The sequence below is a fragment of the Arthrobacter sp. 10L430 genome, assembly GCF_056395245.1.
The window spans coordinates 1-26850 of sequence record NZ_JBFTJD010000032.1; the positions used below are offsets into that span (position 1 = coordinate 1).

Genomic DNA, 26850 nt, shown 5'->3' on the forward strand with positions numbered 1-26850 from the left:
CATCCAAAATCGCGTTTTTCTCGTCAACAGTGAAGTGACGATTCGACTGGCGGACAGGAATAACAAAATCCATCATGGACCTTCCCCGCCCGAGTGCCGCGTCCGGTGCAGACAGAAACCTGTCACACAAGAGCCTGACACACAGGGGCCCAGGGCCGGTCAAGCGACCCAGGGCCGGTCATGCGGCCAACGGCGTTCAAACGCGCAAGGGCGGCGAGTACTCTAGGAACACCAAGCGCACTTACCATCGCTGGAGGGTGAACCGATGACGGACCGGATTACGGAAATCTGGGGCGAGCGAAAACCTTATGGGAGCGGCCAGGACTGGCCCGAGCGGGTGGACCAGGTCCTGGCGGAGGGGCTGACCGGGGACGACGTGGACCAGTGGGTGCAGTCGGCCTGCGTCCTGTGCAGCAACGGCTGCGGGTGTGACATCGCCGTCAAGGACGGCCGCATGGTGGGCATCCGCGGCCGCGTGCAGGACCGGGTGAACCGCGGTCGTTTGGGGCCCAAGGGGCTGTACGGAAGTTGGCAGGGTGAGACTCACAAGGACCGGCTGACCCGCCCGCTGATCCGGGTGGACGGCCAGCTCGTGGAGACGGACTGGGACACCGCCATGGGCCGGATCGTGGACCGGAGCAAGGACCTGCTGGCCAGCAAGGGACCGCTCAGCCACGGCTTCTACACCAGCGGCCAGCTGTTCCTGGAGGAGTACTACGCCCTGGGAATCCTTGGCAAGGCCGGGATCGGCACGCCGCACATGGACGGCAACACGCGGCTGTGCACCGCCACTGCCGCCGCGGCCCTGAAGGAATCCTTCGGCGCGGACGGCCAGCCGGGCAGCTACACGGACATAGACCACTGCAGCGCCATGTTCCTGTACGGCCACAACATGGCGGAGACGCAGACGGTTCTCTGGTCACGGGTGCTGGACCGGCTGGACGGCCCCAACCCGCCGCGGCTGGTGTGCGTGGATCCGCGCGACACGGAGGTGGCCCGCCGCGCCGAGGTGCACCTGCCGGTTCATCCGGGGACGAACCTTGCGCTGATGAACGGCCTGATCCGCGAACTCTTCACCAACGGTTGGATCGACGAGGATTTCATTGAGCGGCACACGGCCAACGTGGAGCAGTTGCGCAGCGTGGTGGACCCCTGGACGCCGGAAAGGGTTGCCGAAACGTGCGGTGTGGACGCAGCGGACGTCCGCCGCGCCGCCGAAATTTTCGGTACGAGCGACAGGGTGCTCTCCACGGTGCTTCAGGGCTTCTACCAGTCGGCGCACGCCACGGCATCGGCCTGCCAGGTCAACAACCTGCATCTGCTCCGCGGCATGCTAGGCTCCCCCGGCCGCGGCGTCCTGCAGATGAACGGCCAGCCCACCGCGCAGAACAACCGGGAATGCGGCGCCGACGGCGATCTGCCCGCCTTCCGCAACTGGGAGAACGCGGAGCACGTCCGGGAGCTGGCCGGTATCTGGAACGTGGACCCCGGCATCATCCCGCACTGGGCACCTCCCACCCATGCCCTGCAGATCTTCCGCTACGCCGAGCAGGGATCGATCGGGCTGCTGTGGATCTCGGCGACGAATCCGGCAGTGTCGATGCCGCAGCTGAGCCGGATCCGGGACATCCTCCGGAAGGACAGCCTCTTCCTGGTGGTGCAGGACATCTATCTTACCGAGACCGCCCAGTGCGCCGACGTCGTCCTCCCATGCGCGGCCTGGGGCGAGAAGACCGGAACGTTCACGAACGTGGACCGCACCGTCCATCTGTCCGAAAAGGCCGTGGATCCGCCGGGCGAGGCGAAGAGTGATCTTGATGTCTTCCTCGACTATGCGCGCCGGATGGAGTTCAAGGACAAGGACGGCCGGCCGCTGCTGGACTGGTCGGGCCCGGAAGACGGCTTTGAAGCCTGGAAGGAGTGCTCCCGCGGCCGGCCCTGCGATTACACCGGGCTCAGCTACGCGAAACTGAAGGGCGGCAGCGGCATCCAGTGGCCCTGCACCGATGCGCATCCGGACGGGACCGAGCGCCTTTACACCGACGGCGAATTCCCCACCACCCCGCAGTATTGCGAGTCCTACGGGCACGATCTCCTCACCGGCGCCACCACCGGCGAAACCGTCTACAAGGCAACGGTCCAGCCCGGAAAGGCGTGGTTGAAGGCGCTGGACTACAGTCCGCCGCACGAGGAACCCGACGCCGACTACCCGCTGCGATACACCACCGGCCGGACGGTTTATCACTTCCACACACGCACCAAGACCGGCCGCAGCCGCCGCCTGAACGACGCCGCCCCCGAGCCGTGGATCGAAATGTCCGTCCAGGACGCGGCGAGCGCCGGCTGCAAGGAAGGGGACATCGTCCGGGTCACCTCGCGCCGTGGCCGCCTCGAAGTGCCCGTGCGGGTCGGGGACATCCGCCCGGGTACCGTTTTCGCACCGTTCCACTACGGGTACTGGGACACGGCCGACGGCGGAACGTCCGAGGGCGGTTCGCCCGCCAGCCCCACCCGGGCGGCCAACGAACTCACCATCACCGAATGGGATCCGGTGTCCAAGCAGCCGGTCTTCAAGAATGCCGCGGTCCGGGTCGAAAGGTTGCGTGCCGGCGACGGGCCGTCCAAGGCGCCGGACACCGCGGCATCCCGCCCTGCCACAGGAGGCCAGCCGTGAAACTGCCTGTCTATATCGGTCTGCTCGACGAGGCAGAGGCGACCCTGGCGGCATCGTTCCGGGTGGTCGCCGAGGGCCACGTGGACGAGCCCGACGTGCACTTCATCCTTCAGACGCTGGCCAAGAAGTGCGACGCCCACCGCGAAGCCCTGAAGCCGGTCATCGAACGCTACGGCGAAGATGTCGAGGGCGAAGAGGAGCACCGCCTGACGGCCAACGGCGTGACGGAGGTCCGCTCGGGACCCCTCGCCCTGATGCTGGATCTGCAGGACCTGTACGTGCTGGTCCATCACATCGATGTCACCTGGATGATGGTGGGCCAGGCCGCCCAGGGGGACCGGGACGAGGAACTCCAGCGCATAGTGAAGCAATGCGAGGGAGACACTGAACTGCAGATCAGGTGGCTCAAGACGCGGATGAAACAGGCGGCACCGCAGGCCCTCCTCGTGGCCGAATGAGGGTTCGGCCGCATGAGGGCTAGCGCCGCAGCCGCGCCCAGGCGGTAGGCGCGAGCACCACGGCAATACCGACGGCGGCGCCAATCACCGTTTCCACGATCCGGTCCCGGAGCAGGAGATCCGGGTGAGCCGGAGCCGCCAACAGGGTCGAGATCAGCGCGAGCGGCGTCACGAAGACCTGCGCCAGGACGTAATTGCGGGCGATAAACAGCTCGGCGCCGAACTGGCAGAGTGCGATCACGAGAACGGTCTGCCACGGCACGGGATGCAGCAGCAGGATGCCCGCGAGCAGGATGAGGCCAAGCACCGTGCCGATGATTCTCTGGACGCCGCGCGCGACGCGGTGCCGCGTAGTGCGGCCCACCAGGGGAACCACGGCCGCCACCATGGCCCAGTAGTTGTGGCCAAACCCAAGCCACTGCCCCACGAGGGTTGCAAGGGACCCGGCCAGGCCTGCCGCGACCAGGTAGCCCACGGCCTCAAGCCACGCGGACCGCCGCTCGTCCGGCGTGATCCTCACTGGCGGAGGCATGTCCCACGGCGTCCGGCGGCTGCGCAGCACCCTGGAGGACAGGCCCAGCAGCAGGCAGAAGACCGTGGTCAGAAGGGCCACCAGCATGCATTGCCACAGCGGCGGCTGGTTGGGGATGGAGGCGATCGCGGCGAAGGCGAAGATGTGAAAGAGGGAGCCGGCCGGCCGGTGCCGCCACCTGGCGATGACCAAGGAGCAGGCACCGGCAACCAGCGTGGTGGCCAGGACCAGGAGCCAGCTGCTCGCGGCGGCCGAGAGCCCCAGCGCGTCGCTGCTCCGGGCCGACAAGGTGGCCAGGAGCATGACCAGGAGCATGAGCGACCCGGCCCGCACCTGGATGAACAGACGCTTCCTGTGCAGCTCACCGCGGCCGTAAATCCCTGTGAACGCACCAAAGGACGCAAAGATTGCCAGATCCAGGCGGTCCAGCAGCACGAGGGTGATCAGCGGGACGAAGACCCCCACTGCGCAACGGATGGCGACGCGATGGTCCTTGTTTGCCGGGGCAACGGTGAACATCTCGGCCAGCAGCTTCACGGTGGATTGGCGCCTTTCGTAGCGGTTAGGAACTCACGACGGCGGCTCTGGCGTCCGATTGTAAGTTTACTTGGCTGCTACCTTCCCTCCCGGTGAAACGGGGCGTCGGTGGTGTTGCGTTTGTCTCCGTCAGTCGAGCGAGCGGCCCCGCGCGTCGACCACGACAACCTCGAAGGTCTTCGCGTTCGGAACCCCGAACTTGGCGTTGACCGCGGCGAGGTCATCGCCGAAGAGTGCAACCGTCGTCGGTACGTTGAAGTGCTGGCTCTTAATGACCTCGCGCAGCTTTGCGGTTGATTCGTGGAAGTTCACGCGGAGGCGGCTGATCTGGTTGGAGGCGTTCTGCACAGCCCAGACCGTGCTGCCCTTCACCAGGATGCCGTCGACGTTCGGCAGTTTCACGCCCTTGATTTCGGCACTCGCCCCGGTCCGTGGGCTGACGGTGTACAGCGCCTTGTTGTCGGAGTGGGAAACCACCAGTCGGCGCGCGTCATTGGAATAGGCGATGCCGTTGAGGTTGAAGCCTTTCGTGAGCGCGGCTGCCGGCCCCGTCAGCTTCAGAGTCCGGAGTTTGCCAAGGTCACCGTCGTGACCGACGGGGACGAAGTACAGCTCAGCCGCTTGGGAGTTGGTGAACCAGGCGCCATCGGAGGTCAGAGCCACGTCGTTGATGAAGGAAGCCTTCTTCGTCAGTTGGTACGTCTTGAGCGTCTTCTTGGTCTCGGTGCTGTACACATAGGCCTGACCGGTGGGCCCGCCGGCAACGAAGAGAAGGTCGTTCCGGGTGTCGGCCTTCATGCCCACCGCCACCCGGCCGTCAGGCACGTCGATGAACTTCTTCGCGGTGCCCTTGTGGATGTCGCCGCGGAATATGTCTCCAGTGACGAGGTCGCCCGTGAAAAAGGTGTTGTCTTCGCCGGCCGCGATGCCTTCAGCACCTTTGGCGCCGGGAAGGACGATGACCGAGTGTCCGTCCTCCGACTGCGGCTGGCTGGCGGCCATGACGGGTGCCGGGACCAGCAGCGACGCCAGGGCGATCAGCCCGATGGCGGCACGGCGGCGTGCAGAACCAGAATTTCTTGTGCTGAGGCGCATTTTGCTCTCCGGAGTTGGCTGTTTTCCGTGCGAGCTGGCCGGTGCACGGGAGCTCCGCACGATGGTCTCTTCAGTGTAGATTCGGCCGTTATGGCTGGCCAGAGCGCGACGCAACAGGAAACCCCCGTCCGGCCGGAAATTCTTCCCGAGATCGGAACCCCCGGGCAATGCTCCCGTAACAGCAGCCAGACACGATGAAGGCATGAAGCCTAAAGCACCGATTCCTGCCGCGGCTGAATTGAGCTGCGAAGTGTGCGGCCAGATGCCCGAGCCACCCAAGACCCGCCTCACGGTGGCCAATGTCGCCGTCATGCTCCCCATCGAACTGCTGGTCCATGCCCTGGTGGTGCAGACACACCTGCCCTACCTGGCAAAGGTCCTGGTCCTCACGCTCACGGCCACCGTCCTGGTGATCTGGGTGGCGGAACCGTCGGCGGCGCGGATCCTGCGGCGCTGGCTTCACGCGCCCGCGCTGCGGCACCGGCGCCGGCTTGGCGCCGCTCCTGCCCTGTGGCGGGCCAGGACCGTTCTGCGGGACCAGCCCGGCTCCCTGAAGAAAATCACCCGGTCGCTGGCGCTGCTGGACACCAATATCCTGAGCATTCACGTCCATCCCGTCCGCGGCGGCGTGATGGACGAATTCGTACTGTCGGCACCCGGGGAACTTGGCGAGCGCAAGCTGCTCGACGCGCTTGAAGACGGCGGCGGCAGGCATCCGCAGGTGTGGCCGACCACCGCCCTGGCGATGGCCGACGGGCAGACCAAGGCGCTGAGCCTCGCGGCGCGCATCGCCGCGACCCCAGGGGAGCTTCCGCTGGCTGTCGCCGAGCTGCTGTCCGCACGGATCCTCGATCCCGGTGCCGAATCCGCCCAGCTTCCGGGGGAAACGAACGACGCCGGGACCCTCCTTAAGATTCCGACGGCATGGCACGGACCCATCACCTTCTACCGCCCGGGCGAGCCGTTCACGCCCGCCGAATCGGCCCGGGCGCACCGGCTCGCGGAACTCGCCGAGATCCTGGCGCATGTGCCGGCGACTGAGGAAGGGATCCGTCCGGCGACCGCGCAGTCAAGTTAGACGGCGTAGCCAGGCCAGAGACAAGCCGCCGGCGGAAGCCGGCGGCTTGTTCCCTTGCGTCCGGGCATTTCAAGCGCGTCCGGGTTTTGGCCAGTCACAATCGGTAAATAGGGCCGGCGGCGGCCATCTGTCCCGAAACCCTTGACAGTGGGCCGCATCACTTCTACCTTGGATTTTGGGATCCCAAAACGGGATCCCAAATGAGATCCGAACAGGATCCCAGAACATCAGGTATCGCCAGTGCTTTCGCCACTCAGACTTTGCCCTCCAGAATTCCCGCCGCCCACCCCGCGGCCGCACGTCTCCACCAGCATCACCCCCCAACAAATTTCAGATTCATCCAGCTCGATTCCCTGTCCGTAAACTTCCCCGTGAAGGAGAAGCTGTGTCCATTCCCAATACCGAAACAGTGACCGCAGAGGCTCAAGGCACCACCGGCCCCTCAGCCAACGGCAAGCCCGGCAAGGACGGCGTGCAACGGCGCACCAACGTCCGCTGGAAAATGTTCCTGCTCCTGCTCGTCCTGGTTTCCGTCAACTACATCGACCGGGGCTCCATCTCGGTAGCCCTGCCCATCATCCAAAAGGAGTTCAATCTCGCCCCTGAGCTTGTGGGCCTGCTGCTCTCCGCATTCTTCTGGACCTACGCCCTCATGCAGATCCCGGTCGGCCTGCTGATCGACAAGTTCGGTCCCCGCAAAGTGATGACCGCCTCCTGCGTTGGCTGGGGCGCCGCGACGGCCGCCTCGGGCATGGCCGGCGGCTTCCTGAGCATGTTCATCGCCCGCCTCGGCATCGGCATCACCGAAGCCGGCGTCATGCCGGCCGGCGGCAAGCTCAACGCCATCTGGATGCACAAGTCGGAGCGCGGCCGCGGTGCCACCATCCTGGACGCCGGTGCCCCGCTGGGTGCAGGCCTGGGCGGCATCCTCATCGCCGGCCTGATCGCCTCCACCGGCAGCTGGCGCAGTTCGTTCGTCATTGCCGGTGCCGCAACGGTCCTGATGGGCCTGGCCGTCTGGTGGTACGTCCGCGACAATCCGCGGCAGCACCGCGGCGTCAATGCCGCCGAAGCCGAGTACATCGAAGCCTCGCACGCTGCCGAGGATGCCGAAGCCGAGCTCGACGGCAGCAAGGGCAAGCGCGCGCTGCTGCCTTACCTGAAGTTCCGTTCCTTCTGGGCCATGTGCTTCGGCTGGCTCGGCTTCAACGGAGTGTTCTACGGCCTGCTGACCTGGGGCCCGCTCTACCTGGCCCAAGCCAAGGGCTTTGACCTGAAGACCATTGGCTGGTCCACGTTCGTGATCTTCGGTGCCGGCTTCGTGGGAGAAATCCTGGGCGGCACCATCGCGGACAAATGGCGGGCAACCGGCGCCTCGGCCAACCTCGTGATGCGCACACTCCTGGGCATCTCCAGTGTCGTGGTCATCGGCGGACTGGTAGGCGTCACGGTGGTCGCAGATCCCACGACGGCGGTTGTCCTGCTGTCCGTGGTCATGTTCTTCCTCCGCTGGGTGGGCCTCTTCTGGAGCATCCCCTCCATCCTGGGCGGCCGGACCAACGCCGGCGTGTTGGGCGGCGCCATGAACTTCAGCGGCAACATCTCCGGCTTCGTCACCCCGATCGCCGTGGGACTGATTGTCGGCGCCACCGGCTCCTACACCTGGGCACTGCTTTACTTCGTCGGATCCGCCATCATCATGGGCGTCTCCGTCCTCACCCTGAACTACAACAAGCGGCTTCCTGTCTAGGCCAGCCAGCCTAAGCTAGGCACCGCAGCACCTCCTCCCGCCGCCGGGAGCGCAACGTCACACGAGAATCCGAATGGAGCACCATGCTTACCGCAGAAGAGACCCAGGACAAGGAACGCCCCCTCCGCGAGGCCGTCCGGGATACCCTCCGCACCCGGATTTTTGAAGGGCACTACGCTCCCGGCACGCGGCTGGTGGAACGCGATCTCGCCACAGAATTCAATGTGTCACGGCTCCCCGTCCGGGAAGCCCTGCGCATGCTCCGCATGGAAGGCCTCATCAGCGACCGCGGTGCCCGGGGCGCAGAAGTCAGCAGCCTCAGCTCCAAGGACGTCGAGGATCTGTTCGACGTCCGGGAGTCGCTCGAGGTGCTGGCCTGCCGGCTGGCAGCCGTCCGCGCCACCGGGGAGGACCTCGCCCGCCTCAAGGGCCTGCTCGATGAGGCCGAGCGCTGCCTCACCAAAGGTGCCGTGATGGAGGCGCACCGCGCCAACAGCGAATTCCATGACGCCATCACCGGCATCGCCGACAACAACTTCCTCAAATCCGCGCTGGAACCCCTGCAGGGCCGAATGCACTGGCTCTTCCGCCACGTCAGCGACCTGCCGGAACTGATCCAGGAACACCGGGAACTCTACGGTGCGATCGCCAGCGGCGACCCGGACCGGGCGGCTGCCCAGTCGGCGTCGCACATCGGCAAGTACCGCGAGCAGTTCCCCGAGGACTTCCAGAAAACCGAACCCACGCTGCATCGGAAGAAAAAATGAAACTGCTCGTCATCAACCCCAACATCAGCGACGACGTCACCGCCCTCATCGAGTCCGAGGCCCTGCGCTCCGCCTCGCCGGATACCAAGCTGGTGGTCCGTACGGCCGGGCACGGCGTGGAGTACATCGAAACCCGCTTTGAGTCCCTGATAGCCGCCGGTGCCGTCGCCGAGATCATTGCCGAGCACGCCGGCGAGGTCGACGGCGTCGTGGTGGCCGCGTTCGGCGATCCCGGCATGCCGGCTCTGAAGGAACTCGCCGACGTGCCCGTCATCGGCATCACCGAGGCAGCCCTCTGCGCTGCCGCCCTGCAGGGGCACCGGTTCTCCATCATCGCCATCTCGGACCGGATCCGGCCGTGGTATCTGGACTGCGTGGAGCGCTTCGGCCTCGGCGGCCGGCTGGCATCCATCCGTTCCATCAATGAATCCCTGAACGCCATCGGCTCCGTGCAGCAGGACTTCAAGGAAACGCTGCTGGCACTCAGCCGGCAGGCCGTCGCAGAGGACGGGGCCGACGTCGTCATCCTGGCAGGTGCGCCGCTCGCCGGACTTGCCCGCGAACTCCGGGGGCAGATCCCCGTCCCCGTGGTGGACGGCATCTCCGCCGGCATCCGCATGGCGGAGGCCGTGGTGGGGCTCCAGTCCGGACACCACCGCGCCGGCGCCTTCGCACCGCCGCCCGTCAAGGCCCGCAGGGGGCTCTCGGAAAACCTCGACGCCGCCCTCACCACAGCGCAGAACGCCGCCCAGAGCGCAGCCCACGCCGCCGCGGCCCCGTCCCACTAGTCCAACCGGCCCCACCAGCTTCCCCTACCGGCTTCGTCCCAAGGAGGACAAAGATGTCCCACACTCCAGAACTCGTCATCGCCAACGGCACCGTGGTCAACAGCTTCGGCCGCCAGAACGCCCACATCGTCGTCCAGCACGGCAGGATCGCCCGGCTGGTCGATGCCTCCGAGCCCGCCCCCGCCGCTGCCCGCACCATCGACGCCACGGGCCGGCTCGTCATCCCCGGCGGCGTGGACGGCCACTGCCACGTGGCCCAGGTAACCGGACGCTTCCGGACCCTGGACGACTACCGCACCACCTCCACGGCAGCGCTATGGGGCGGCACCACCACCATCATCGACTTCGGCATACCCCGCGACGCCCAGGAAACCCCGCTGGCAGCAGTGCTCAACAAGAAGGAGCTGGCGCGGGATTCCCGCTGCGACGTCGCCCTCCACGGCTCGGTGGTCAGCTGGGACGAGACGGTGCCGTGGCAGCTCGAACAGCTCGCCGCCGGGGGCGTCCGCTCGGTCAAGATGTACACCACCAACCGCGGCACCACCATGGCCGACGGGGACACCATCCTGAAAGTGATGCGCGAGATGGTCCGGCTGGACGGCCTCACCTATATCCACGCCGAACACGACCCCATCATCAGCGACTGCACGCAGCAGCATGCCGACGACGGCAGGATCGGCATCGAGCACCTGCACCGGACGCGCCCGGAGCTGGCCGAGGAAATCTCCGTCAAGGAAACGCTGGCCATGGCCGAATACACGGGCGCTCCCGTTTATTTCGTGCACCAGTCCACGCCCGGTGCCGTGGACCTGGTCAGCGAGGCCCGCGCCCGCGGCCAGGAGGCCTACTCGGAGACCTGCCCGCACTACCTCACCCTCGATGACTCCGTATACGGGGCGGCGTTTCCGGAGTGGTACGCCTGTTGCCCGCCGATGCGCAGCGCCGAAACCGTTGCCGCCCTGAAGGAACGGCTTGCCGCTAGCGCCATTCACACTGTCTCTTCGGACCATTCCTGCTACGACCTCTCCCAGAAGCGCGAGCGCACGGACGACATCCGTGCCATGCCGCACGGCCTGCCCGGCGTGGAAACCCGGATGCCCGTCACGTTCAGCGCGATGATGGAATCCGCCGGGAACACCGTGGAGGACTTCGTTGAGGTCTTCTCCGCCGGACCGGCCCGGATCAACGCCGTCCCCCGCAAGGGGACCATCGCCGAGGGCTTCGACGCCGATCTCGTGGTGTTCGATCCCGCCGAACAACGCACCGTCGATGGCGCCAACCTGCACATGGGCACGGACTTCTCCCCGTTCGACGGCGTGGCACTCACCGGCTGGCCCGCAGTGGTGGTGTCTGCCGGACGCGTGGTGGTGGACGGCGACGGCTTCCACGATCCGGGACCCGTCGGCCGCTTCGTGGCCCGCAACGGCTTCCGCGAACACACCGCGGCAGCACCGGAACCGACCCCCGCGACCCTCTCTGCAGCACTGTAGGAGCATCCATGCCATCGACAACACGCAAAACCCGCATCGGCATGATCGTGCCGTCCTCCAACACCTGCCTGGAGCCGCAGAGCTACCGCATCCTGGGCGACCGGGATGACGTCACCATCCACTTCACCCGTATTCCCGTCACGCGGATCGCCCTCGACGATTCCTCCGACAAGCAGTTCGATCCGGCCGTCATGCGCGAAGCGGCCCGGCTGCTCGCGACGGCGGACGTGGACGTCATCGCCTGGAACGGCACCTCGGGCTCGTGGCTGGGAGCCGGCCATGACCGTGAGCTCGTCCGGGAAATTGCCGATGCCACCGGCGTTCCGGCCACGACGTCCACACTCGCCTATCTCGAGGCGTTCCGGTCCTTCGGCACCGAGCGGATCGGGCTGTTCACGCCGTACACGGAGGACGTCAACCACGCCATCATGGCGTCCTACGAGCGGGACGGCATCAAGACCCTCGGCCACCGGGCCCTGGGCCTGAGCGACAACGAGTCCTTCGGGCGGGTCACCGACGAGGAAATGCGGCCGGGCTCGCTGGACCTGGCGGCAGCCGCACCGGATGCCCTTATCTACCTGTGCACCAACCTGTACGGCGCCAACATCGCGGCGGAGATCGAGGCGGAAACCGGCGTTCCGGTGCTGGACTCGGTGGCCGTGACCCTGTGGCACTGCCTCAAACTTGCCGGGTCCCCCTTGCTCGCACCAAGGTGGGGCAGGCTGCTCGCGGACTGACCCCAGCCCGCTGGATTACAGCAGCCCGGACAAGGCAGGCGGCGGCGGCCCGCCCACTGGGAGCGGCCCGCCGCCGTCGACATTTAACGCTGCGGTACGGCGCTGCCGTGCCGCTGCCACCACGCCGGGCGGGCTACATGCGGATCTTGAGGGCGCCGGGATCCAGCCTGATGGCCAGGTGCTTTCCCGCTCCCACGTGGTCACCGTCCAGCTGGAACTCCTGCTCGTGCTCCAGGGTCACCTCTGCGGACTTCCCCTGGAAGTACTCGGCCGATTCGGTCTCGTTCTTCCGCCGGCCAAAGATCCCGGCCGCCACGCCAAGCCAGCCGAGCCTGCCGCGGGGGGCAAGAATGAGCAGATCGAGGACACCGTCGTCGATCTTGGCCTCCGGAAAAATTTCGATTCCGCCCATGATCCGGCCGCAGTTGCCGATCATCACGCTGCGGATGCGGCGCTTGACCGGGTGTTTGCCGTCCACCTGAATAGTGGCCTTGACCGGCTTCCCAGGCAGCTTCCGGATTCCCGCCTCAACGTAGGCGAGCCAGCCCATGCGGTCCTTGAGGACATCCACGGTGTCCGCCATGATTGCGGCGTCATAGCCCACGCCGGCCATCACCAGGAACACATTCTCGTCCTCGGAGTGGTCGAAGCTGCTCCTGACCACGTCCACGGAGCGTTCGGTGCCGTTCAGCACGTCGTACGCGGCGGCGACGGGGTCGCTGATGTCCACACCCATGTTGCGGGCCAGCAGATTCCCGGTCCCCAGGGGGATGAGCCCCAGCGGAGTGCCGGTTCCCGCGAGCACCTCGGCAACGCAGCGCACGGTTCCGTCGCCGCCGGCGGCGATGACGACGTCGACGCCCGCCTCCAGTGCCTCGCGCGCCTGCCCGACGCCGGGGTCCTCCTCCGTGGTTTCCAGCCAGAGCGGCTCCGCCCAGCCCTGAGTGTCACAGAGGCGAACCAGCGAGGCGCGGAGGTCGGAACCGACGGCCTTGACGGGGTTGATAACCACGGCTGCCCGTTGGGGTGAGGAGGCTTTGTTGGTTGTCATGGTGTCCTTCGACTTCAGTAAGGGCGGTTAGGCTGCGGAACTCAAATCGTAACCGCGTTGGCTGGAAATCCGCTGCAGCTACCTACAGCGCTTTCACCGCCCCGAGCACCTTGGTGAGGGATTCCTTCGCGTCGCCGAACAGCAGCGTGGTCTGCGGTTCGTACATGAGATCGTTCTCGATCCCGGCGAATCCTGGCCGCAGTGAGCGTTTCAGGAAGACCACCTGCCGCGCGTCGGCGACTTCGAGGATGGGCATGCCATAGATCGGCGATCCGGAGGACGTCTTCGCGGCGGGGTTGACGACGTCGTTTGCGCCCACCACCAGAGCGACGTCGGCTGTCTTGAATTCGGAGTTGATCTCGCCCATCTCCTTAAGCGACTCGTACGGCACATTGGCCTCGGCCAGCAGCACGTTCATGTGCCCGGGCATGCGCCCCGCCACCGGATGGATGGCGAAGTCCACCTTGATGCCGCGGGACTCCAGGGCCTGCGCCAGTTCGGCCGCGGTGTGCTGCCCCTGAGCCACGGCGAGCCCGTACCCGGGCACGATGATCACCCGCTGCGCGTAGCCCAGGAGCACCGCGACGTCCTCAGCGCTGGAGGAGCGCACGGGGCGGTCGCTCACCGCCGTCGACCCCGCCGTCGAACCTCCGCGGAAGGCCCCGAACAGGATGCCGGCGACGCTGCGGCCCATGGCCGCCGCCATGGCCCGGGTGAGGATGGTGCCCGAGGCGCCCACCAGGGTGCCCGCCACCACCAGCAGCACGTTGCCCAGCACCAGGCCGGAGGCCGCGACCGCCAGGCCGGTGAAGGCGTTCAGCAGCGAGATCACAATGGGCACGTCCGCCCCGCCCACGGGCAGCACCAGCAGCACGCCGGCCAGCAGACCCAGCAGCAGAAGCACCAGCGCGAGCGCCAGGGAACCGCCAAGAACCACCGCGACGGCGGCGCCCACCGCCAGGAGCAGCACGCCGCCCATGAGCACCGGCAGGCCCGGGAACACCACCGGGCGGGTGGTCATCAGCTCCTGCAGTTTGGCGAACGTGATGCCGGAGCCCGCGAAGGACACGGCTCCGACCAGCAGGGTGAAGACGATGGCCAGGCGCACCCAGGGATCGTCGGCCTCGGGGAGCTCGAGCAAGGCCACGAGCGCGGCCGCGCCGCCGCCCACGCCGTTAAAGAGCGCCACGAGCTGCGGCATCTGGGTCATCTTGACGCGCCGGGCCACCGGTGCGGCAACCCCGGATCCCACCGCGATGGCACCCAGGATCCACGGGACATTGTCCAGCCTGGCGGAGAAGAAGACAGTCACGACGGCGATCAGCGCGCCGAACGCGCCGATGAGGTTGCCGCGGCGTGCGGTTCGCGGCGAGTTGAGGCCCTTGAGGGCCAGGATGAAGCACGCGGCCGCGGCAAGGTACAGCAGCCCGGTGAGGGTGGGGGCGAGGAGTGTCACCGGGCGCCGTCCTTGCTGTCGGACGCTTCCGACCGCGGCCGGTGGCCATCCGGCGGGACCGGCCTGCCACCGTTGCCCCTGCGGCCCCGGAACATCTCCAACATCCGGTCCGTCACCACGAAGCCGCCCACCAGGTTGGCGGTCGCGAGAACCACTGCGAGCAGGGCCACGGCCAGCACCCAAGGATGCGCGGCCTGGCCGGCGACGATGATGGCGCCCACGAGGATGATGCCGTGGATGGCGTTGGCGCCGGACATCAGCGGCGTGTGCAGGGTGCTGGAAACCTTGGAAACCACCTCGAAACCCACGAAGACCGCCAGCACGGTGATCGTCAGCAAGCTGATGCCGTCCATCACACCACCCCCTCGTTCTCGGACGCCTTCTCGGCCTCGTCCTCCTGGCCGAGCGCCGCGAGTGCCTCCGCCGTCTGCGCATGCCGCACCACGCCGTCGTGCGTCAGGCAGGCACCGGCCACCAGGTCGTCGTCGAAATCCGGGGCCACCGTGCCGTCGCAGGTCATCAGTGCCAGGAGGTTGGCCACGTTCTTCGCGTAGAGCCGCGAAGCGTCTGCGGGCATGGCGGACGGGGCGTCCTTCAGCCCCACGAGGGTGACGGCACCTCTTCCGTCGGCGGTCGGAATGTGCACGTCCCTGCCCGGCAGAGAGCCCTCCACGTTGCCGCCGGACTCCGCGGCGAGATCGACGACGACGGATCCCGCGCGCATGCCCTGCACCATCTCCCTGGTCACCAGGAGCGGTGCCCGCCTGCCGGGGATGGCCGCCGTCGTGATCAGCACGTCCGCTTCGGCGACATGCGGTGCCAGGAGCTGGCGCTGCAGCGCGCCGCGGTCCGCACTGAGCTCCCGCGCGTAACCGCCGGACGCTTCGGCCGTTTCAAGGTCCAGTTTGATGAAGGTGCCGCCCATCGACGTCACCTCTTCCGCAGAGGAGGGCCTGATGTCGTTGGCCGAGACGCGCGCGCCGAGCCTCTTGGCCGTGCCGATGGCCTGCAGGCCGGCCACGCCGACGCCGAGGACCAGCACCCGCGCCGGCGGGACGGTTCCGGCCGCGGTCATGAAGAGGGGGAAAAACCGGGGCAACCGGATGGCCGCCTCGAGCACACAGCGGTAGCCGGCCACGAGGGCCTGCGAGGACAGGGCGTCCATGGACTGGGCACGGGAGATCCGCGGCACGAGCTCCAGGGCGAACGAGGTGATGCCACCCTCGGCCAGCGCCCGGACGGTGGCCAGCTCGGACGACGGCGAGGCCAGGCCCACAGTGACGGCCCCCCGGCGCAAGGCCGCCGCCGTCGGAGGCTCTAGCGGGTGGACATGGGCGTACACGTCGAGGTCCCCGATGTCGAGGTCCTGCACAATCTGGGCGCCCGCCTGGCGGTAGTCCTCGTCACCATGCCCGGCGAAGACCCCCGCCCGGGACTCGACCAGCACCTCGAGGCCCAGTCCCGCCAGCTGCTTCACGGTCTCCGGCGTGGCGGCAACCCGCCGCTCGCCCTCCCGGCGTTCCCGCGCTATGCCCAGCTTCACCCGCCACTCCCCTTCCAACGGGTGCAGCGGCTCCCGCGTCGTGGGCTCTTCCCCTCGGGCTCTTCCCTTGGGGCGGAACTCGCAAAGCGGCGCTGCTGCACGTAGTTGGCTAGAGTCTATGGCCCAGCGGCGCTGCGCGGCAGTAGTGGGGGCGTTACGGCTGGTGAACTCTTGGACCCGCCGGGTCGGGCGTTCAGTGTCCGGTGGAGAAGTCCGAGGAAATCTTTTCCGCGGTGGCCACGATTTCCTTGCGCACGGAGTCCAGGTACGCCTCAGGGTCGGGCTGGGCCGCGACGGACTGGGCTTGGAGCGAAACGTTGACCGCGGCCACGGCTTTGCTGCCGTGGTAGACCGGTGCGGCCACCGACATCAGGCCGAGTTCCAGCTCCTGGTCCAGCAGGCACCAGCCCTGGGCGCGCACGGTGTCCAGGACTGCCAGGAGGTCCTTGACGGTGCCGATGGCGCGGGTCGTGAGCGGCTTGATCTCGGCAGTCGCCAGGTATTCCTTCAGCTGCTCGGGCGGGAGGGCGGCGAGGAGCACCCTGCCCATGGACGTGGCGTAGGCCGGGAAGCGAGTGCCCACGGTGATGCCGATGTTCATGATCCGGCGCGTGGTGACGCGGGCGATGTACGCGATGTCCGTGCCGTCCAGCACCGCGGCCGAGGTGGATTCCCCCAGCTTGAGGGACAGCTCTTCGAGGTGCGGCTGGGCAAGCTGCGGAAGGGAGAGCCCGGAGAGGTAGGCGTACCCGAGCTGCAGCACCTGGGCCGTGAGCGCGAAGGTCTTGCCGTCGGTGCGGACGTAGCCGAGCTCCACGAGCGTGTGCAGAAAACGGCGGGCGGTGGCGCGGGTCAGGTCGGTGCGGGCGGCCACCTCGGTGAGGGTCATGACGGCGTGGTCGGTGTCGAACGAGCGGATCACGGCCAGGCCGCGCGCCAGCGACTGCACGTACTGGTCGCTGGCCGTAGGCGCAGCATCAGCTTTCGGCGTGCGGCGTGCCTTCGGTGCGGTCCCTGCTGCTGCGTCGGTCATGGTTATCTATCCTATTGGCGCGAACGAGCACTTGCGGCCCCTCCCCCCTGGCGCGAACGGGGATGAGGGGGTCGGGTTTCGAAAGGCTCAACCAGCGACGGCGGTGGCTGCTGTGAGGGGCACCGGCACCAGGGCCTGAAGCTCCTCGAGGGTGCATCCGAACGTCTCACGGACCTGGACGCCGCCGGGGCCCGTGAGGAACACCGCCTTGTCGGTGTACACCCGGGTCACGCAGCCCACGCCGGTGAGCGGGTAGGTGCACGCCTCAACGATCTTGGATGCGCCCTCCCGGGTCAGGAGCGTCATCATCACGAACACGTCCTTGGCGCCGGTGGCCAGGTCCATCGCTCCGCCCACGGCAGGAATCGCGTCCGGGGCGCCGGTATGCCAGTTCGCGAGGTCACCGGTCGCCGAGACCTGGAACGCGCCCAGGACGCAGATGTCCAGGTGCCCGCCACGCATGATCGCAAACGAGTCGGCGTGGTGGAAGTAGGACGCCCCGGGCAGTTCGGTGACGGGGATCTTGCCTGCATTGATGAGGTCGCCGTCGATCTCGTCGCCCTCAGCGACCGGGCCCATGCCCAGCATGCCGTTCTCGGTGTGGAGCGTGATGTTCTGCTCCGGCTGAAGATAGTTGGAGACCAAGGTGGGCTGGCCGATCCCAAGGTTCACGAAGGAGCCGGGCTTGATGTCCCGCGCCACCAGGCGCGCGAGGTCATCGCGGCCCATCGGCTTGTCCGAAGTCTGCAGGGTTTGGCTTGCTGTCTGTGCGTTCATCTCAGGCCACCTTCACAATGCTGTTGACGTAAATGCCGGGAGTCACGACATTCTCCGGGTCCAGCCCGCCCGTGGGCAGGATCTCGGAGACCTGGACCACGGTGTGCTTGGCCGCGGCGGCCATGATCGGGCCGAAGTTCCGTGCAGTCTTGCGGTACACCAGGTTTCCGACACCGTCGGCCTTGAGCGCCTTGATCAGGGCGACGTCGGCGTGGATGGGGGTCTCGAAGACCTGCCCGCGGCCGTCAATGATCCGGGTTTCCTTGCCCTCGGCCAGCATGGTGCCGTAGCCGGTGGGCGTAAAGAAGCCGCCGATGCCCGCGCCGGCGGCCCGGATACGCTCGGCCAGGTTGCCCTGCGGCACCAGCTCCAGCTCAATCTCGCCGGCCTTGTACTTGGCGTCGAAGTGCCAGGAGTCAGACTGCCGCGGGAACGAGCAGATCATCTTGCGCACCCGCCCTTCCTTGATCAGCAGGGCCAGGCCCTGGTCACCCTGGCCGGCGTTGTTGTTCACCACGGTCAGGTCAGTCGCGCCGCCCTCGAGCAGCGCGTCGATCAGTTCAAACGGCTGGCCGGCGTTGCCGAACCCGCCGATCATCACCGTGGAGCCGTCCTTGATGCCGGCAACGGCCTCGCCGACGGTGTCAATGAAATGCAGCATGGTCAGCCCTTAACTCCCGAAGTAACGTTCTCAAGCACCACGGCGAGGCCCTGCCCGACGCCGATGCAGATCGCAGCGACGCCCCAGCGCTCACCGGACGCTTGCAGGCTGCGGGCGAGCGTGCCGAGGATCCGGGCGCCGGAGGCGCCCAGCGGGTGGCCCATCGCGATCGCGCCGCCGTGCCGGTTCACCATCGAATGGTCGATGCCCCAGGCGTTGATGCACGCCAGGGACTGCGCGGCGAACGCTTCGTTAAGTTCGACGGCGCCCACCTGGTCCCAGCCGATGCCCGCCTTCTCGAGGGCCTTGTTCGCCGCTTCCACCGGGGCGTAGCCGAAGTACTGCGGATCGTTGGCATGCGCGCCGCGGCCCGCGATCCGGGCCAAAGGCTCCATGTTCAGCAGCCCGGCGGCGTTCTCGGATCCGATCCAGGCCGCGGACGCGCCGTCGGACAGCGGAGACGCGTTCCCGGCGGTGACGGTGCCGTTCTCGGTGCGGAACACGGTCTTGAGCCCGGCGAGCTTCTCCGCCGAGGACTCGGCACGGATACCTTCGTCCCGGACCAGGTCCGTGCCCGGTACCGGCGCCACGAGGTTGTCATAGAACCCCTCGTCCCAGGCCGCGGCCGACAGGTTGTGGGAGTTCGCGGCGAACTCGTCCTGCTGCTCGCGGGTCACGCCGTACTTCTCGCGCAGCCGCTCGGTGGCCTCGCCCAGGGAAATGGTCCACTCCTTCGGCATCGCCTTGTTCACCAGGCGCCAGCCCAGCGTGGTGGAGGCCAGGGTCATGTCCCCGGCCGGGTAGGGCTTCTCGGTCTTGGGCAGCACCCAGGGGGCCCGGGACATGGATTCGGCGCCGCCGATGAGCATCAGCTCGGCGTCCCCTGCGTTGATCTGGCGGGAGGCGATGATCGCCGCATCCAGGGAGGAACCGCAGAGCCGGTTGACCGTGGTGCCCGGGATCGAGACCGGTAAACCGGCCAGCAGCGTGCCCATCCTGGCGATGTTGCGGTTCTCCTCACCGGCGCCGTTGGCGTTGCCGAAGACGACCTCGTCGATCCGCTCCACGTCGAGCTGCGGCGCGCGCTTTACGGACTCGCTGATCACATGCGCGGCAAGGTCATCCGGACGGACCCCGGCAAGGCCGGAGCCGAACTTACCGAAAGGGGTGCGTACGGCGTCGTACACAAAAGCCTGATTCATGCGTTGTCCATTTCTGTGTTGTCCATTGCTGCGTTGTCCATTGCTGCGTTGTCCATTGCTGCGTTGTCCATTTCATGGAACACCTGCTGGGCGGTCTTGAAGGCGGTGTTGGCGGAGGGGACTCCGCAGTAGATGGCGGTCTGAAGCAGGATTTCCTTGATTTCGTCCCTGCTCAGGCCGTTGTTGATGGCGGCGCGGATGTGCATGGCCAGTTCTTCCCAGTGCCCGTGCGCCACCATGGCGGTGATGGTGACGGCGGAGCGCATCTGGCGCGGGAGGCCGGGACGGGTCCAGATCCCGCCCCACGCGATGCGGGTGATCATGTCCTGGAAGTCCTCGGTGAAGGAGTCCTTGTTGGCGTTGGCGCGGTCCACGTGCGCGGCGCCGAGCACCTCGCGCCGGACCACCATGCCGCCGTCGTAAATTTCCTGGCTGGTGGCGTCCGGCTGGACTACCCCGTTGCGTTCGGGGGCGTTGCGTTCTGGCCCGTTGCGTTCGGCGGCGTTGCGTTCTGGGGCGGTCACTTGGCTTCCCCCCGTGATTCGCTCCAGGTGATGAGGCTCCGGAGCAGTTCGGCAACGTGGGCGGGCGCCTCGGCCGGAGCCAGGTGCGCCACGCCTTCCAGGGTGACGGCCGAGGCCGTCCCGCCCCCGGCCGTAATTCCTGCCGCCACTTCTTCGGCCAACGCCGGCGGTGCCACACCGTCCTCGGCGCCCGCGACGGCCTGGGTGGGGACGGTGATGCTGCCGAGCTGGTCCCGGACGTCGAAGCCGGCCAGGGCCTCGCAGCAGAAAGCGTAGCTGAACCGGTCGGCGTCGCGGAGGGCGTGCAGGAGGCGGCTGCTGAGCTCCGGTTCGCGGTCCATGAACCCCGGGCCGAACCAGCGCTCGGCCGAACCCTGGATCATCACGGGAGTTCCCTGCGTCCTGACTGTTTCAGCACGTTCCAGCCAGCCCTCCGGTGTGCCGAGCTTGGCGCCCGAGCACTGCACGGACAGACTCTTGAGGCGGTCGCCGTGCTTGATGCCGAGCTGCAGGCCGGTGGCACCGCCGAGGGAGACGCCTGCGTAGTGGAATCTCTCGCCGGGGGCGAGCGAGTCGACAAGCCCGACGACGGCGTCGGCGAGTTCCGCGACGCTGAACGTTTCCGATGCGGCAGGCGACACACCGTGCCCGGGCAGATCCCAGGCCACGATGTCAAAGTCGCCGCCCAGCAGGGAGCCGGCCTGGGTCCAGAGCACCGACGAGGTGCCGAGCGACGGCCCCACCACCAGGAGCGGTTTCCCGCCCAGAGCGCGCTGGGGCGAAAGCAGCACTGCCTTCACTGTTGGTCTAGCCACGGGAGTCTCCGTTTCGGTCTGTTTCGGTTGGGGTTGGCGCATAGTCGGGGAAGGCGGCCAGGATCCGGCGGGAAATTTCAGCGGCCTGGCCGAGGTAACTCGCGGGGTCCAGCAGTTCGTCCAGCCTTGCGTCGGAGAGCCGGTCAGCCGGAACGGCTTCCCGAAGGAGCCGGCGGTACGTGGCGCCCTGTTCGGCGGCCGGCGCCTTCAGGGTTCTGTCCACCACCGACTGAAGCTGCTGCTTTCCGTCACCACCGGACCTGCCCGCACCCAGCAGGGGCGCCACAGCTGCGGACACGCCCTCGCTCAGGAGCAGCGGCCCGGACAGGTCCAGGTTGCGGCGCATGCCCTCCGGGAAGACCTGCAGCCCTTCGGCCAGTTCGCGGACGTGACCGGCGGCCCCCAGGGCCAGGGCGAGCAGCCGGCGCAGGGCCGGCCATTCGGTGTGCCAGGCGCCGTCGGGGCGTTCGTCGTTGAAGGTGGCGGCGGCCAGGTGCAGCTGGGCGGCCAGGCCGGGAGCCTGGAGCGCTGCGCTGCGGACCAGCACGGAGAGCACCGGGTTCTGCTTCTGCGGCATGGCCGAGGAGACGCCACGGCCGGGTGCCCGGGGTTCGGCCAGTTCAGCCACCTCGGGCCGGCTCAGGAACAGGACGTCCGCGGCGATCTTGCCCAGCGCGTCCACCACCGCGGCCAGGGAATCCCCCAGCGCGGTGACGGTGAGCCGGTTGGTGTGCCACGGTGCCGGTGTTCGGGCGAGACCCAGTTGCGCGGCCAGGTCGTCCGCGAGGCCAAAGGGGTCCGTGGTCGAGCCCACGGTCAGCACGGTGCCGGCGGCCAGCGTTCCCGCAGCGCCGCCGGTCTGCACCGGCAGCTCGAGTGCCTCGAGCCGGCGTGCGGCGGCGGCCAGCCCGTGGAACCACTGCGCGGCCTTCAGCCCGAACGTGAACGGCAGTGAATGCTGCGTCAGGCTCCTGCCGACGCACAGCGTGTCCGTGTGCTGTCGGGCCAGGCGGGCGAGCGCCGTCGTCGTGCCCTTCACGTCTGCGAGCAGGGCCGAAACGGTGTTCCGGGCCAGCAGCATGAGGGCGGTGTCCAGAACGTCCTGGCTGGTCAGTGACGTGTGGACCGCACGCAGTGCACCAACACCGGCAGCACCCACGTTGCCCGTATCCAGGGCTTTGACCTGCGCGCGGAGATCCGCCAGCAGCGGGATCACCGGGTTGCCGCCGCCCTGCGCCCGGCGGGAAATATCGGCAAGATCGTAGCGGGACGCGTCGGCCGCATGGGCTACTACGGCCGCTGAGCCGGCCGGAACGAGATCGGCCTTCTCCAGCACGGCGGACCAGCCGGCCTCGACGGCGAGAATCGCCGCCAAGACCGCACGGTCACCGGTCAGTGCCGCCACCAGGGGCGACGCCGACACGGGACTGAGCAGCCCGACGTCACCGTCGGTGCCGGCTGGCTGGAGAGTGGTCACTGGGCGGCACCCTCGGTTCCGGTTCCCTCGAAGTCGAGGAAGACGGTTTCGCCCTCGCCCTGGAGACGGATGTCCCAGGTGAGTCCGCCGTCGGCGTCGCGGCGGGCAATCAGCGTCCTGCGGCGCTCGGGGTCCAGTGAGGACAGCAGCGGGTCCTTCGCCAGTGCTTCCTCGTTCTCCGGCAGGTAAACGCGGGTGAAGAGGCGGTTCATCAGGCCGCGGGCAAAGACGGCGACCGAGATGAAGGCGGCCGCGCCGGGCTCCGTGGGGCCGGGGTTGACCGTGGTGAAGGTGTACACGCCGGAGTTGCCCACGGCGCTGCGGCCGAAGCCGGTGAAGGTGTAGCCGTCGCGGACCAGCGACCCGGTGCGGCGGACAATGTTGCCGTCGGAATCCGGCTGCCAGATCTCGAGGATGGCGTCGGGGATGGCGTGCCCGGCGCCGTCGTAGACGGTGCCCTGGAGGCGGATGGACCCCGGCGAGCCGGGAGCCAGCAGCTCGCGGTCCTTGTCGTAGGGCAGCGCGTAGCCGTAGAAGGGTCCGACGGTCTGGCCAGGTGTTGCGGTGAGTTTACTCATGGTCGTCTCCGTCTGCTCCGAGGGCCTCGTTTTCGGTCCAGGTCCGCTTGGAACCGGTCAGGACGATGTCCCAGTTGTAGCCCAGGGCCCATTCGGGCTGGGTAAGGTCGTGGTCGTAGTCGGCCACGAGCCGGTCACGGGCGTCCTGGTCAACGATCGACTGGTAGATCGGGTCGAGCGGGAAGAGCTGGTCCCCCGGGAAGTACATCTGCGTGACGATCCGCTGGGTGAACTCCGTGCCGAACAGGGAGAAGTGGATGTGCGCGGGCCGCCAGGCATTGAGGTGGTTCTTCCACGGGTAGGCGCCGGGCTTGATGGTGGTGAACCGGTAGGAGCCGTCCGGGCCGGTGATGCAGCGGCCCACACCGGTGAAGTTCGGGTCCAGGGGCGCCGGATGCTGGTCGCGCTTGTGGATGTAGCGGCCGGAGGAGTTGGCCTGCCAGATCTCCACAAGCTGGCCGGCCACGGGGCGGCCGTCGCCGTCCAGCACGCGGCCGGCAACGATGATGCGTTCGCCCTGGGGCTCGCCGTTGTGCTGGATGGTGAGATCCGATTCCAGGGCGTGCACGTCCTGGTGCCCGAACGCCGGGGAGTACAGCTCGATGGTCTCCGGGTCCGCGTGGTGCAGGCTCTTGGTGGGGTGGCGCAGGATGCTGCTGCGGTACGGGGCGAAGTCCAGCCGAGGCTGGGTTTCCTTCTTCGCACCGCCCTTCACTGCCTCGGCGTAGGCCTCTCCGAGTGCCTTGATCTCCGCGCTGAGGTCCTGCTGGGTTTCCACGCGGGGTGCAGGCGTCTGGGCGGCAGTCCGGGGCAGAGCAGTCTGGGGCGCAGCGGGCACTGCGTCGGACAGGTCCTCAGTGAGCGCATCGGCGTTGTACGTCTCAAGGTTCAGGTCTTCAGGCACAGCAGCCTCCTTTCAGTAGGTGAAGGTGTTGGTTGGGCTGGTCATTTGGTCAGTTGGTGCAGGTGGTCATACTGGACGGCGTGGCGTACCGGAGCATTGGGCGCCCCGTAGCCGTCGTAGTTGCCGCGGCGTTCCACCATTTCGAAGAACACGCTGCCCACGGTGGCGGTGTAGAAGTGCAGGAACTCGCCGTCCGCGTCGCGGTCGTAGAGCAGGTTGAGCTCCTGAAGCGTGGCCAGGAACGCCGGATCAAGCCCGAAGCGGGCGTCCAGGTCCTCGTAGTAGTTCGCCGGGATCTGCAGGAAGTCCAATCCCCTCTCCTGCGCCGCCCGGGCGGTGGCCACGAGGTCGTCCACGGCGAACGCGATGTGCTCCTGGTAGGTCTTCCGCTGGCCCGTGCCCGACGCGCCGGTGCCCGTTTCGGAGGCCCCATCCTGCTGGATGACCGGTGCCAGATTCAGCACCAGCCGCACGGCGCGGTCGGAGGTCTGCATGACCTGGGAGCGGACAAGTCCGCTGGGGCTGGCCACCTCCGCGTACGGCTGCGGTTCCAGGGCCAGGGCGCTGGTGTAGAAGAGGACGGCCTCGTCGAAGTGCTGCCATGGCTGCGCGAGGTTCACGTGGTCGATCACCGCATTCCGCGCACCGGAGGGGACTTCCAGCCCCCCGCCGGACCCGCGGGTCTCGCCAAATTCGTTGATCCAGGCGGCGGTGCCGTCCGGGCTGCCCTGGCACAGGAAGATCTCGGTGGAGTCCGGGGCAGCGAAGCCCTGGAACACCTCTTCGTCGGCCTGGCTCTTGCGCGGCACAGCGGGCGCCTTGAGCTGCTGGGCGCGGGCCGAGGCAATGACCGGGGAGTCGACGTCGAACCCGACGGCGGCGATGGCCGGCGCGCCCGAGCCCACGGCACCGGGGGCCTGTTCGTTGATGATCACCCGGGCGTGGCCCATGGTCCACAGCTGGACGTCCTTGGTGCGGTGGCGGCCGTTAAACTCGAAGCCGAGCTGCCCCAGGACGGTTTCCAGTGCGGCGGTGTCCGCGGCCTTGACCTCGGCGAAGTTGAAGCCGGCCGGTTCGGCCACCTGCGGGAGCGTGGCCAGTTCCATGGGGTAACGACGGCGGCCGGCAGCTTTGGCGCCCGCCCCGCCACTGGCGGTTCCGGCCCCGTTAAGAGCGGATGCCGCGTTGGCATCCAGCCACTTGGCGCTCTGCTCCTCCAGCCAAATCAGCGAGCGCATGGCGTCCACGGCGGTGCGCTCGACGTCGGACTGGCGGAACACGTCATTGAAGACCTCGAGCGACACCGGTCCGGTGTAGCCGGCGCGGACCACGTGGCCCATGAACTTGGCGAGCTCGAACTGTCCTTCGCCCGGGAACACGCGGTAGTGGCGGCTCCAGGACAGCACGTCCAGGGAGAGCTTGGGGGCGTCCGCCACCTGGACGAAGAAGATCTTGTCCGGGTCGAAGTCCTCGATGGGCGCGGTGTCCCAGTCGCGGGACACGATATGGAAGGAGTCCAGGCATGTGCCGAGGTTGGGGTGGTCCACCATCTCCACCAGGCGGTGCGCGTGCTCGTAGTCATTGACGTACTTGCCCCAGGCGAGCGCCTCGTAGGCCACCTTGACGCCGTGGTCGCCGGCAAGGGCGGCGAGGTCGGCCAGTTGCCCGGCGCGGAGGCCGTCGTCGTCGATCGTGGCTGTGGCCACGTTGGAGCAGACCAGGATGGTGTCCATGCCCAGCCGGGACATCAGCCCGAACTTGGCGTCGGCCCGGCGGAGGTTCGCGGAAAGCAGGTCCTCGGTGACACTGTCGAAATCGCGAAACGGCTGGTAAAGGTCCAGGGTGAGGCCGAGGTCCGCGGCCATCTTGCGGACATCCTCCGGGCTCAGCGGTGAGGTGACCAGGTCCTGTTCGAAGATTTCAATGCCGTCGAAGCCCGCAATGGCGCAGGCCTGCATCTTTTCCTTCAGGGTGCCGGAGAGGCACACGGTGGCGATGCCGGTGCGCATCAGACGGCCACCTCTTCCGCCGCGATGAGTTCCAGGAAGTGGGCGCGCATGCGCTCGGCGTCCGCTTCCAGGCCGGTGAAGATCCGGAAGGCATCCGCGGCCTGGCCCACGGCCATGCGGCCGCCGTCGAGCACTTCGCAGCCCTTGGCACGGGCCTCGCGGACCAGTTCGGTCTCGATGGGGCGGTAGACGATGTCCGCCACCCAGTGACGCGGTTCCACGAGGGCCATGTCCAGGGGCGTGCCGGGGTGGGCTGCCATGCCCACCGGGGTGCAGTGCACCAGGCCGTCGGCCGAAGGCATGAGTTGCGGCAGCTCCGACGTCGTGCGTCCCGTGATGGTGCGGTCGGGGAAGAAGCCGGACAGCTCGGCGGCGCGTTCGGCGCTCCGCGCCGGGTCCATGTCCACGAGGTCCAGTGTCTGCACACCGGCGGTGAGGAGGGCGTAGGCGACGGCGGAGCCGGCACCGCCCGCTCCCAGCTGAACTACGCGGTCCAGCTTGGCGTCCGGGAGCCCGGAGGCCAGGGCGGCGGCAAAGCCGGAGAAGTCGGTGTTGTGGCCGATGAAGCGGCCGTCCTGGATCACCACGGTGTTTACGGCGCCAAGCTTTTCGGCGTCGGGTGCGATCTCGTCCAGGTGCTCCAGGACCAGCTGCTTGCACGGGTGGGTGATGTTCAGCCCGTTGAAGCCCATACGGTAGGCGCTCTGCAGCAGGTCACCGATGGACGTGGCGGGAAGGTCCAGCTCGTGGAGGTCTATGGGGCGGTAGAGGTAGCGGAGCCCTTGGACATCGCCTTCGCGCTCATGCATGTGGGGGGAAAGTGACGGCATCACGCCATCGCCGACCAGTCCCACGAGGTAGGACTCAGTTCGATTGCTCATGCGTGCGGCTCCTTTGACTGCGGCACACGGCCG

At 67.7% G+C, this 26850-nt stretch carries 25 protein-coding genes; 8 read left to right on the forward strand and 17 right to left on the reverse strand.

Annotated elements, in window-relative coordinates:
- Nucleotides 1–265: 265 nt before the first annotated feature.
- Nucleotides 266–2674, forward strand: coding sequence for a molybdopterin oxidoreductase family protein (locus AC1DDG_RS19780; RefSeq protein ID WP_476877403.1), 2409 nt, complete (start codon nucleotides 266–268; stop codon nucleotides 2672–2674).
- Complete coding sequence (locus AC1DDG_RS19785; protein ID WP_476877404.1) at nucleotides 2671–3132, forward strand: hypothetical protein; 462 nt, start codon at nucleotides 2671–2673, stop codon at nucleotides 3130–3132. The genes AC1DDG_RS19780 and AC1DDG_RS19785 overlap by 4 nt, the downstream gene beginning before the upstream one ends.
- Nucleotides 3133–3151: 19 nt before the next feature.
- Here the strand turns inward: AC1DDG_RS19785 and AC1DDG_RS19790 are convergent, their stop codons facing one another.
- Nucleotides 3152–4201: an FUSC family protein gene (locus AC1DDG_RS19790; RefSeq protein ID WP_476877405.1), complete on the reverse strand. Its 1050-nt coding sequence runs from the start codon at nucleotides 4199–4201 to the stop codon at nucleotides 3152–3154.
- A 129-nt stretch (nucleotides 4202–4330) separates the two neighbouring features.
- Entirely contained in the window at nucleotides 4331–5296 is a 966-nt protein-coding gene (locus AC1DDG_RS19795; protein ID WP_476877406.1) for an SMP-30/gluconolactonase/LRE family protein, read from the reverse strand.
- Between the two features lie 202 nt (nucleotides 5297–5498).
- Here AC1DDG_RS19795 and AC1DDG_RS19800 point away from each other — a divergent pair, with 202 nt between their 5' ends.
- The 6 genes from AC1DDG_RS19800 (at nucleotide 5499) to AC1DDG_RS19825 (ending at nucleotide 11906) form a co-directional block, all read left to right on the forward strand.
- Nucleotides 5499–6374, forward strand: a complete 876-nt coding sequence (locus AC1DDG_RS19800; protein ID WP_476877407.1) for an amino acid-binding protein — start codon at nucleotides 5499–5501, stop codon at nucleotides 6372–6374.
- A 385-nt stretch (nucleotides 6375–6759) separates the two neighbouring features.
- Complete coding sequence (locus AC1DDG_RS19805) at nucleotides 6760–8124, forward strand: MFS transporter (RefSeq protein ID WP_230120002.1); 1365 nt, start codon at nucleotides 6760–6762, stop codon at nucleotides 8122–8124.
- Nucleotides 8125–8207: 83 nt separating this feature from the next.
- Nucleotides 8208–8891, forward strand: a complete 684-nt coding sequence (locus AC1DDG_RS19810; protein WP_230120003.1) for a GntR family transcriptional regulator — start codon at nucleotides 8208–8210, stop codon at nucleotides 8889–8891.
- Entirely contained in the window at nucleotides 8888–9679 is a 792-nt protein-coding gene (locus AC1DDG_RS19815; protein WP_476877408.1) for an aspartate/glutamate racemase family protein, read from the forward strand. The genes AC1DDG_RS19810 and AC1DDG_RS19815 overlap by 4 nt, the downstream gene beginning before the upstream one ends.
- A gap of 53 nt (nucleotides 9680–9732) precedes the next feature.
- On the forward strand, nucleotides 9733–11169 hold the full coding sequence (locus AC1DDG_RS19820) for an amidohydrolase family protein (protein ID WP_476877409.1): 1437 nt from the start codon (nucleotides 9733–9735) through the stop codon (nucleotides 11167–11169).
- Nucleotides 11170–11177: 8 nt separating this feature from the next.
- On the forward strand, nucleotides 11178–11906 hold the full coding sequence (locus AC1DDG_RS19825) for a maleate cis-trans isomerase family protein (RefSeq protein ID WP_476877410.1): 729 nt from the start codon (nucleotides 11178–11180) through the stop codon (nucleotides 11904–11906).
- Between the two features lie 133 nt (nucleotides 11907–12039).
- Here the strand turns inward: AC1DDG_RS19825 and AC1DDG_RS19830 are convergent, their stop codons facing one another.
- From AC1DDG_RS19830 to AC1DDG_RS19900, 15 genes are all read right to left on the reverse strand, one after another.
- Nucleotides 12040–12957 carry a diacylglycerol/lipid kinase family protein gene (locus AC1DDG_RS19830; protein WP_476877411.1) on the reverse strand — a complete coding sequence of 306 codons (918 nt, stop codon included), beginning with the start codon at nucleotides 12955–12957 and terminating at the stop codon, nucleotides 12040–12042.
- Between the two features lie 82 nt (nucleotides 12958–13039).
- A complete protein-coding gene (locus AC1DDG_RS19835) occupies nucleotides 13040–14413 on the reverse strand; it encodes an NAD(P)(+) transhydrogenase (Re/Si-specific) subunit beta (RefSeq protein ID WP_476877412.1) in 1374 nt (457 codons plus the stop codon).
- Nucleotides 14410–14766 carry an NAD(P) transhydrogenase subunit alpha part 2 gene (locus tag AC1DDG_RS19840; RefSeq protein WP_230120009.1) on the reverse strand — a complete coding sequence of 119 codons (357 nt, stop codon included), beginning with the start codon at nucleotides 14764–14766 and terminating at the stop codon, nucleotides 14410–14412. The genes AC1DDG_RS19835 and AC1DDG_RS19840 overlap by 4 nt, the downstream gene beginning before the upstream one ends.
- Nucleotides 14766–15956 carry a Re/Si-specific NAD(P)(+) transhydrogenase subunit alpha gene (locus tag AC1DDG_RS19845; RefSeq protein ID WP_476877413.1) on the reverse strand — a complete coding sequence of 397 codons (1191 nt, stop codon included), beginning with the start codon at nucleotides 15954–15956 and terminating at the stop codon, nucleotides 14766–14768. The genes AC1DDG_RS19840 and AC1DDG_RS19845 overlap by 1 nt, the downstream gene beginning before the upstream one ends.
- A gap of 193 nt (nucleotides 15957–16149) precedes the next feature.
- Nucleotides 16150–16989 (reverse strand): IclR family transcriptional regulator domain-containing protein, encoded by an 840-nt coding sequence (locus tag AC1DDG_RS19850; protein ID WP_476877414.1) that lies wholly within the window; start codon nucleotides 16987–16989, stop codon nucleotides 16150–16152.
- A gap of 87 nt (nucleotides 16990–17076) precedes the next feature.
- Nucleotides 17077–17766, reverse strand: a complete 690-nt coding sequence (locus AC1DDG_RS19855) for a 3-oxoacid CoA-transferase subunit B (RefSeq protein WP_476877415.1) — start codon at nucleotides 17764–17766, stop codon at nucleotides 17077–17079.
- A gap of 1 nt (nucleotide 17767) precedes the next feature.
- Nucleotides 17768–18427, reverse strand: coding sequence for a 3-oxoacid CoA-transferase subunit A (locus AC1DDG_RS19860; protein WP_476877416.1), 660 nt, complete (start codon nucleotides 18425–18427; stop codon nucleotides 17768–17770).
- Nucleotides 18428–18429: 2 nt separating this feature from the next.
- The gene (locus AC1DDG_RS19865) at nucleotides 18430–19629 is read right to left on the reverse strand and encodes a thiolase family protein (protein WP_476877417.1); all 1200 of its coding nucleotides are present in this window, start codon (nucleotides 19627–19629) and stop codon (nucleotides 18430–18432) included.
- Nucleotides 19626–20153, reverse strand: coding sequence for a 4-carboxymuconolactone decarboxylase (pcaC, locus tag AC1DDG_RS19870; RefSeq protein WP_476877418.1), 528 nt, complete (start codon nucleotides 20151–20153; stop codon nucleotides 19626–19628). Before pcaC ends, AC1DDG_RS19865 begins: the two co-directional genes overlap by 4 nt.
- A complete protein-coding gene (locus tag AC1DDG_RS19875; protein WP_476877419.1) occupies nucleotides 20150–20968 on the reverse strand; it encodes an alpha/beta fold hydrolase in 819 nt (272 codons plus the stop codon). Before AC1DDG_RS19875 ends, pcaC begins: the two co-directional genes overlap by 4 nt.
- Nucleotides 20961–22445 carry a lyase family protein gene (locus tag AC1DDG_RS19880; protein WP_476877420.1) on the reverse strand — a complete coding sequence of 495 codons (1485 nt, stop codon included), beginning with the start codon at nucleotides 22443–22445 and terminating at the stop codon, nucleotides 20961–20963. The genes AC1DDG_RS19875 and AC1DDG_RS19880 overlap by 8 nt, the downstream gene beginning before the upstream one ends.
- Nucleotides 22442–23023, reverse strand: a complete 582-nt coding sequence (pcaG, locus tag AC1DDG_RS19885; RefSeq protein WP_476877421.1) for a protocatechuate 3,4-dioxygenase subunit alpha — start codon at nucleotides 23021–23023, stop codon at nucleotides 22442–22444. The genes AC1DDG_RS19880 and pcaG overlap by 4 nt, the downstream gene beginning before the upstream one ends.
- Nucleotides 23016–23927 (reverse strand): protocatechuate 3,4-dioxygenase subunit beta, encoded by a 912-nt coding sequence (gene pcaH, locus AC1DDG_RS19890; RefSeq protein WP_476877422.1) that lies wholly within the window; start codon nucleotides 23925–23927, stop codon nucleotides 23016–23018. The genes pcaG and pcaH overlap by 8 nt, the downstream gene beginning before the upstream one ends.
- 41 nt (nucleotides 23928–23968) lie before the next feature.
- Nucleotides 23969–25936 carry a bifunctional sugar phosphate isomerase/epimerase/4-hydroxyphenylpyruvate dioxygenase family protein gene (locus AC1DDG_RS19895; protein WP_476877423.1) on the reverse strand — a complete coding sequence of 656 codons (1968 nt, stop codon included), beginning with the start codon at nucleotides 25934–25936 and terminating at the stop codon, nucleotides 23969–23971.
- A complete protein-coding gene (locus tag AC1DDG_RS19900; RefSeq protein WP_476877424.1) occupies nucleotides 25936–26817 on the reverse strand; it encodes a shikimate dehydrogenase in 882 nt (293 codons plus the stop codon). The genes AC1DDG_RS19895 and AC1DDG_RS19900 overlap by 1 nt, the downstream gene beginning before the upstream one ends.
- Nucleotides 26818–26850: the final 33 nt, after the last annotated feature.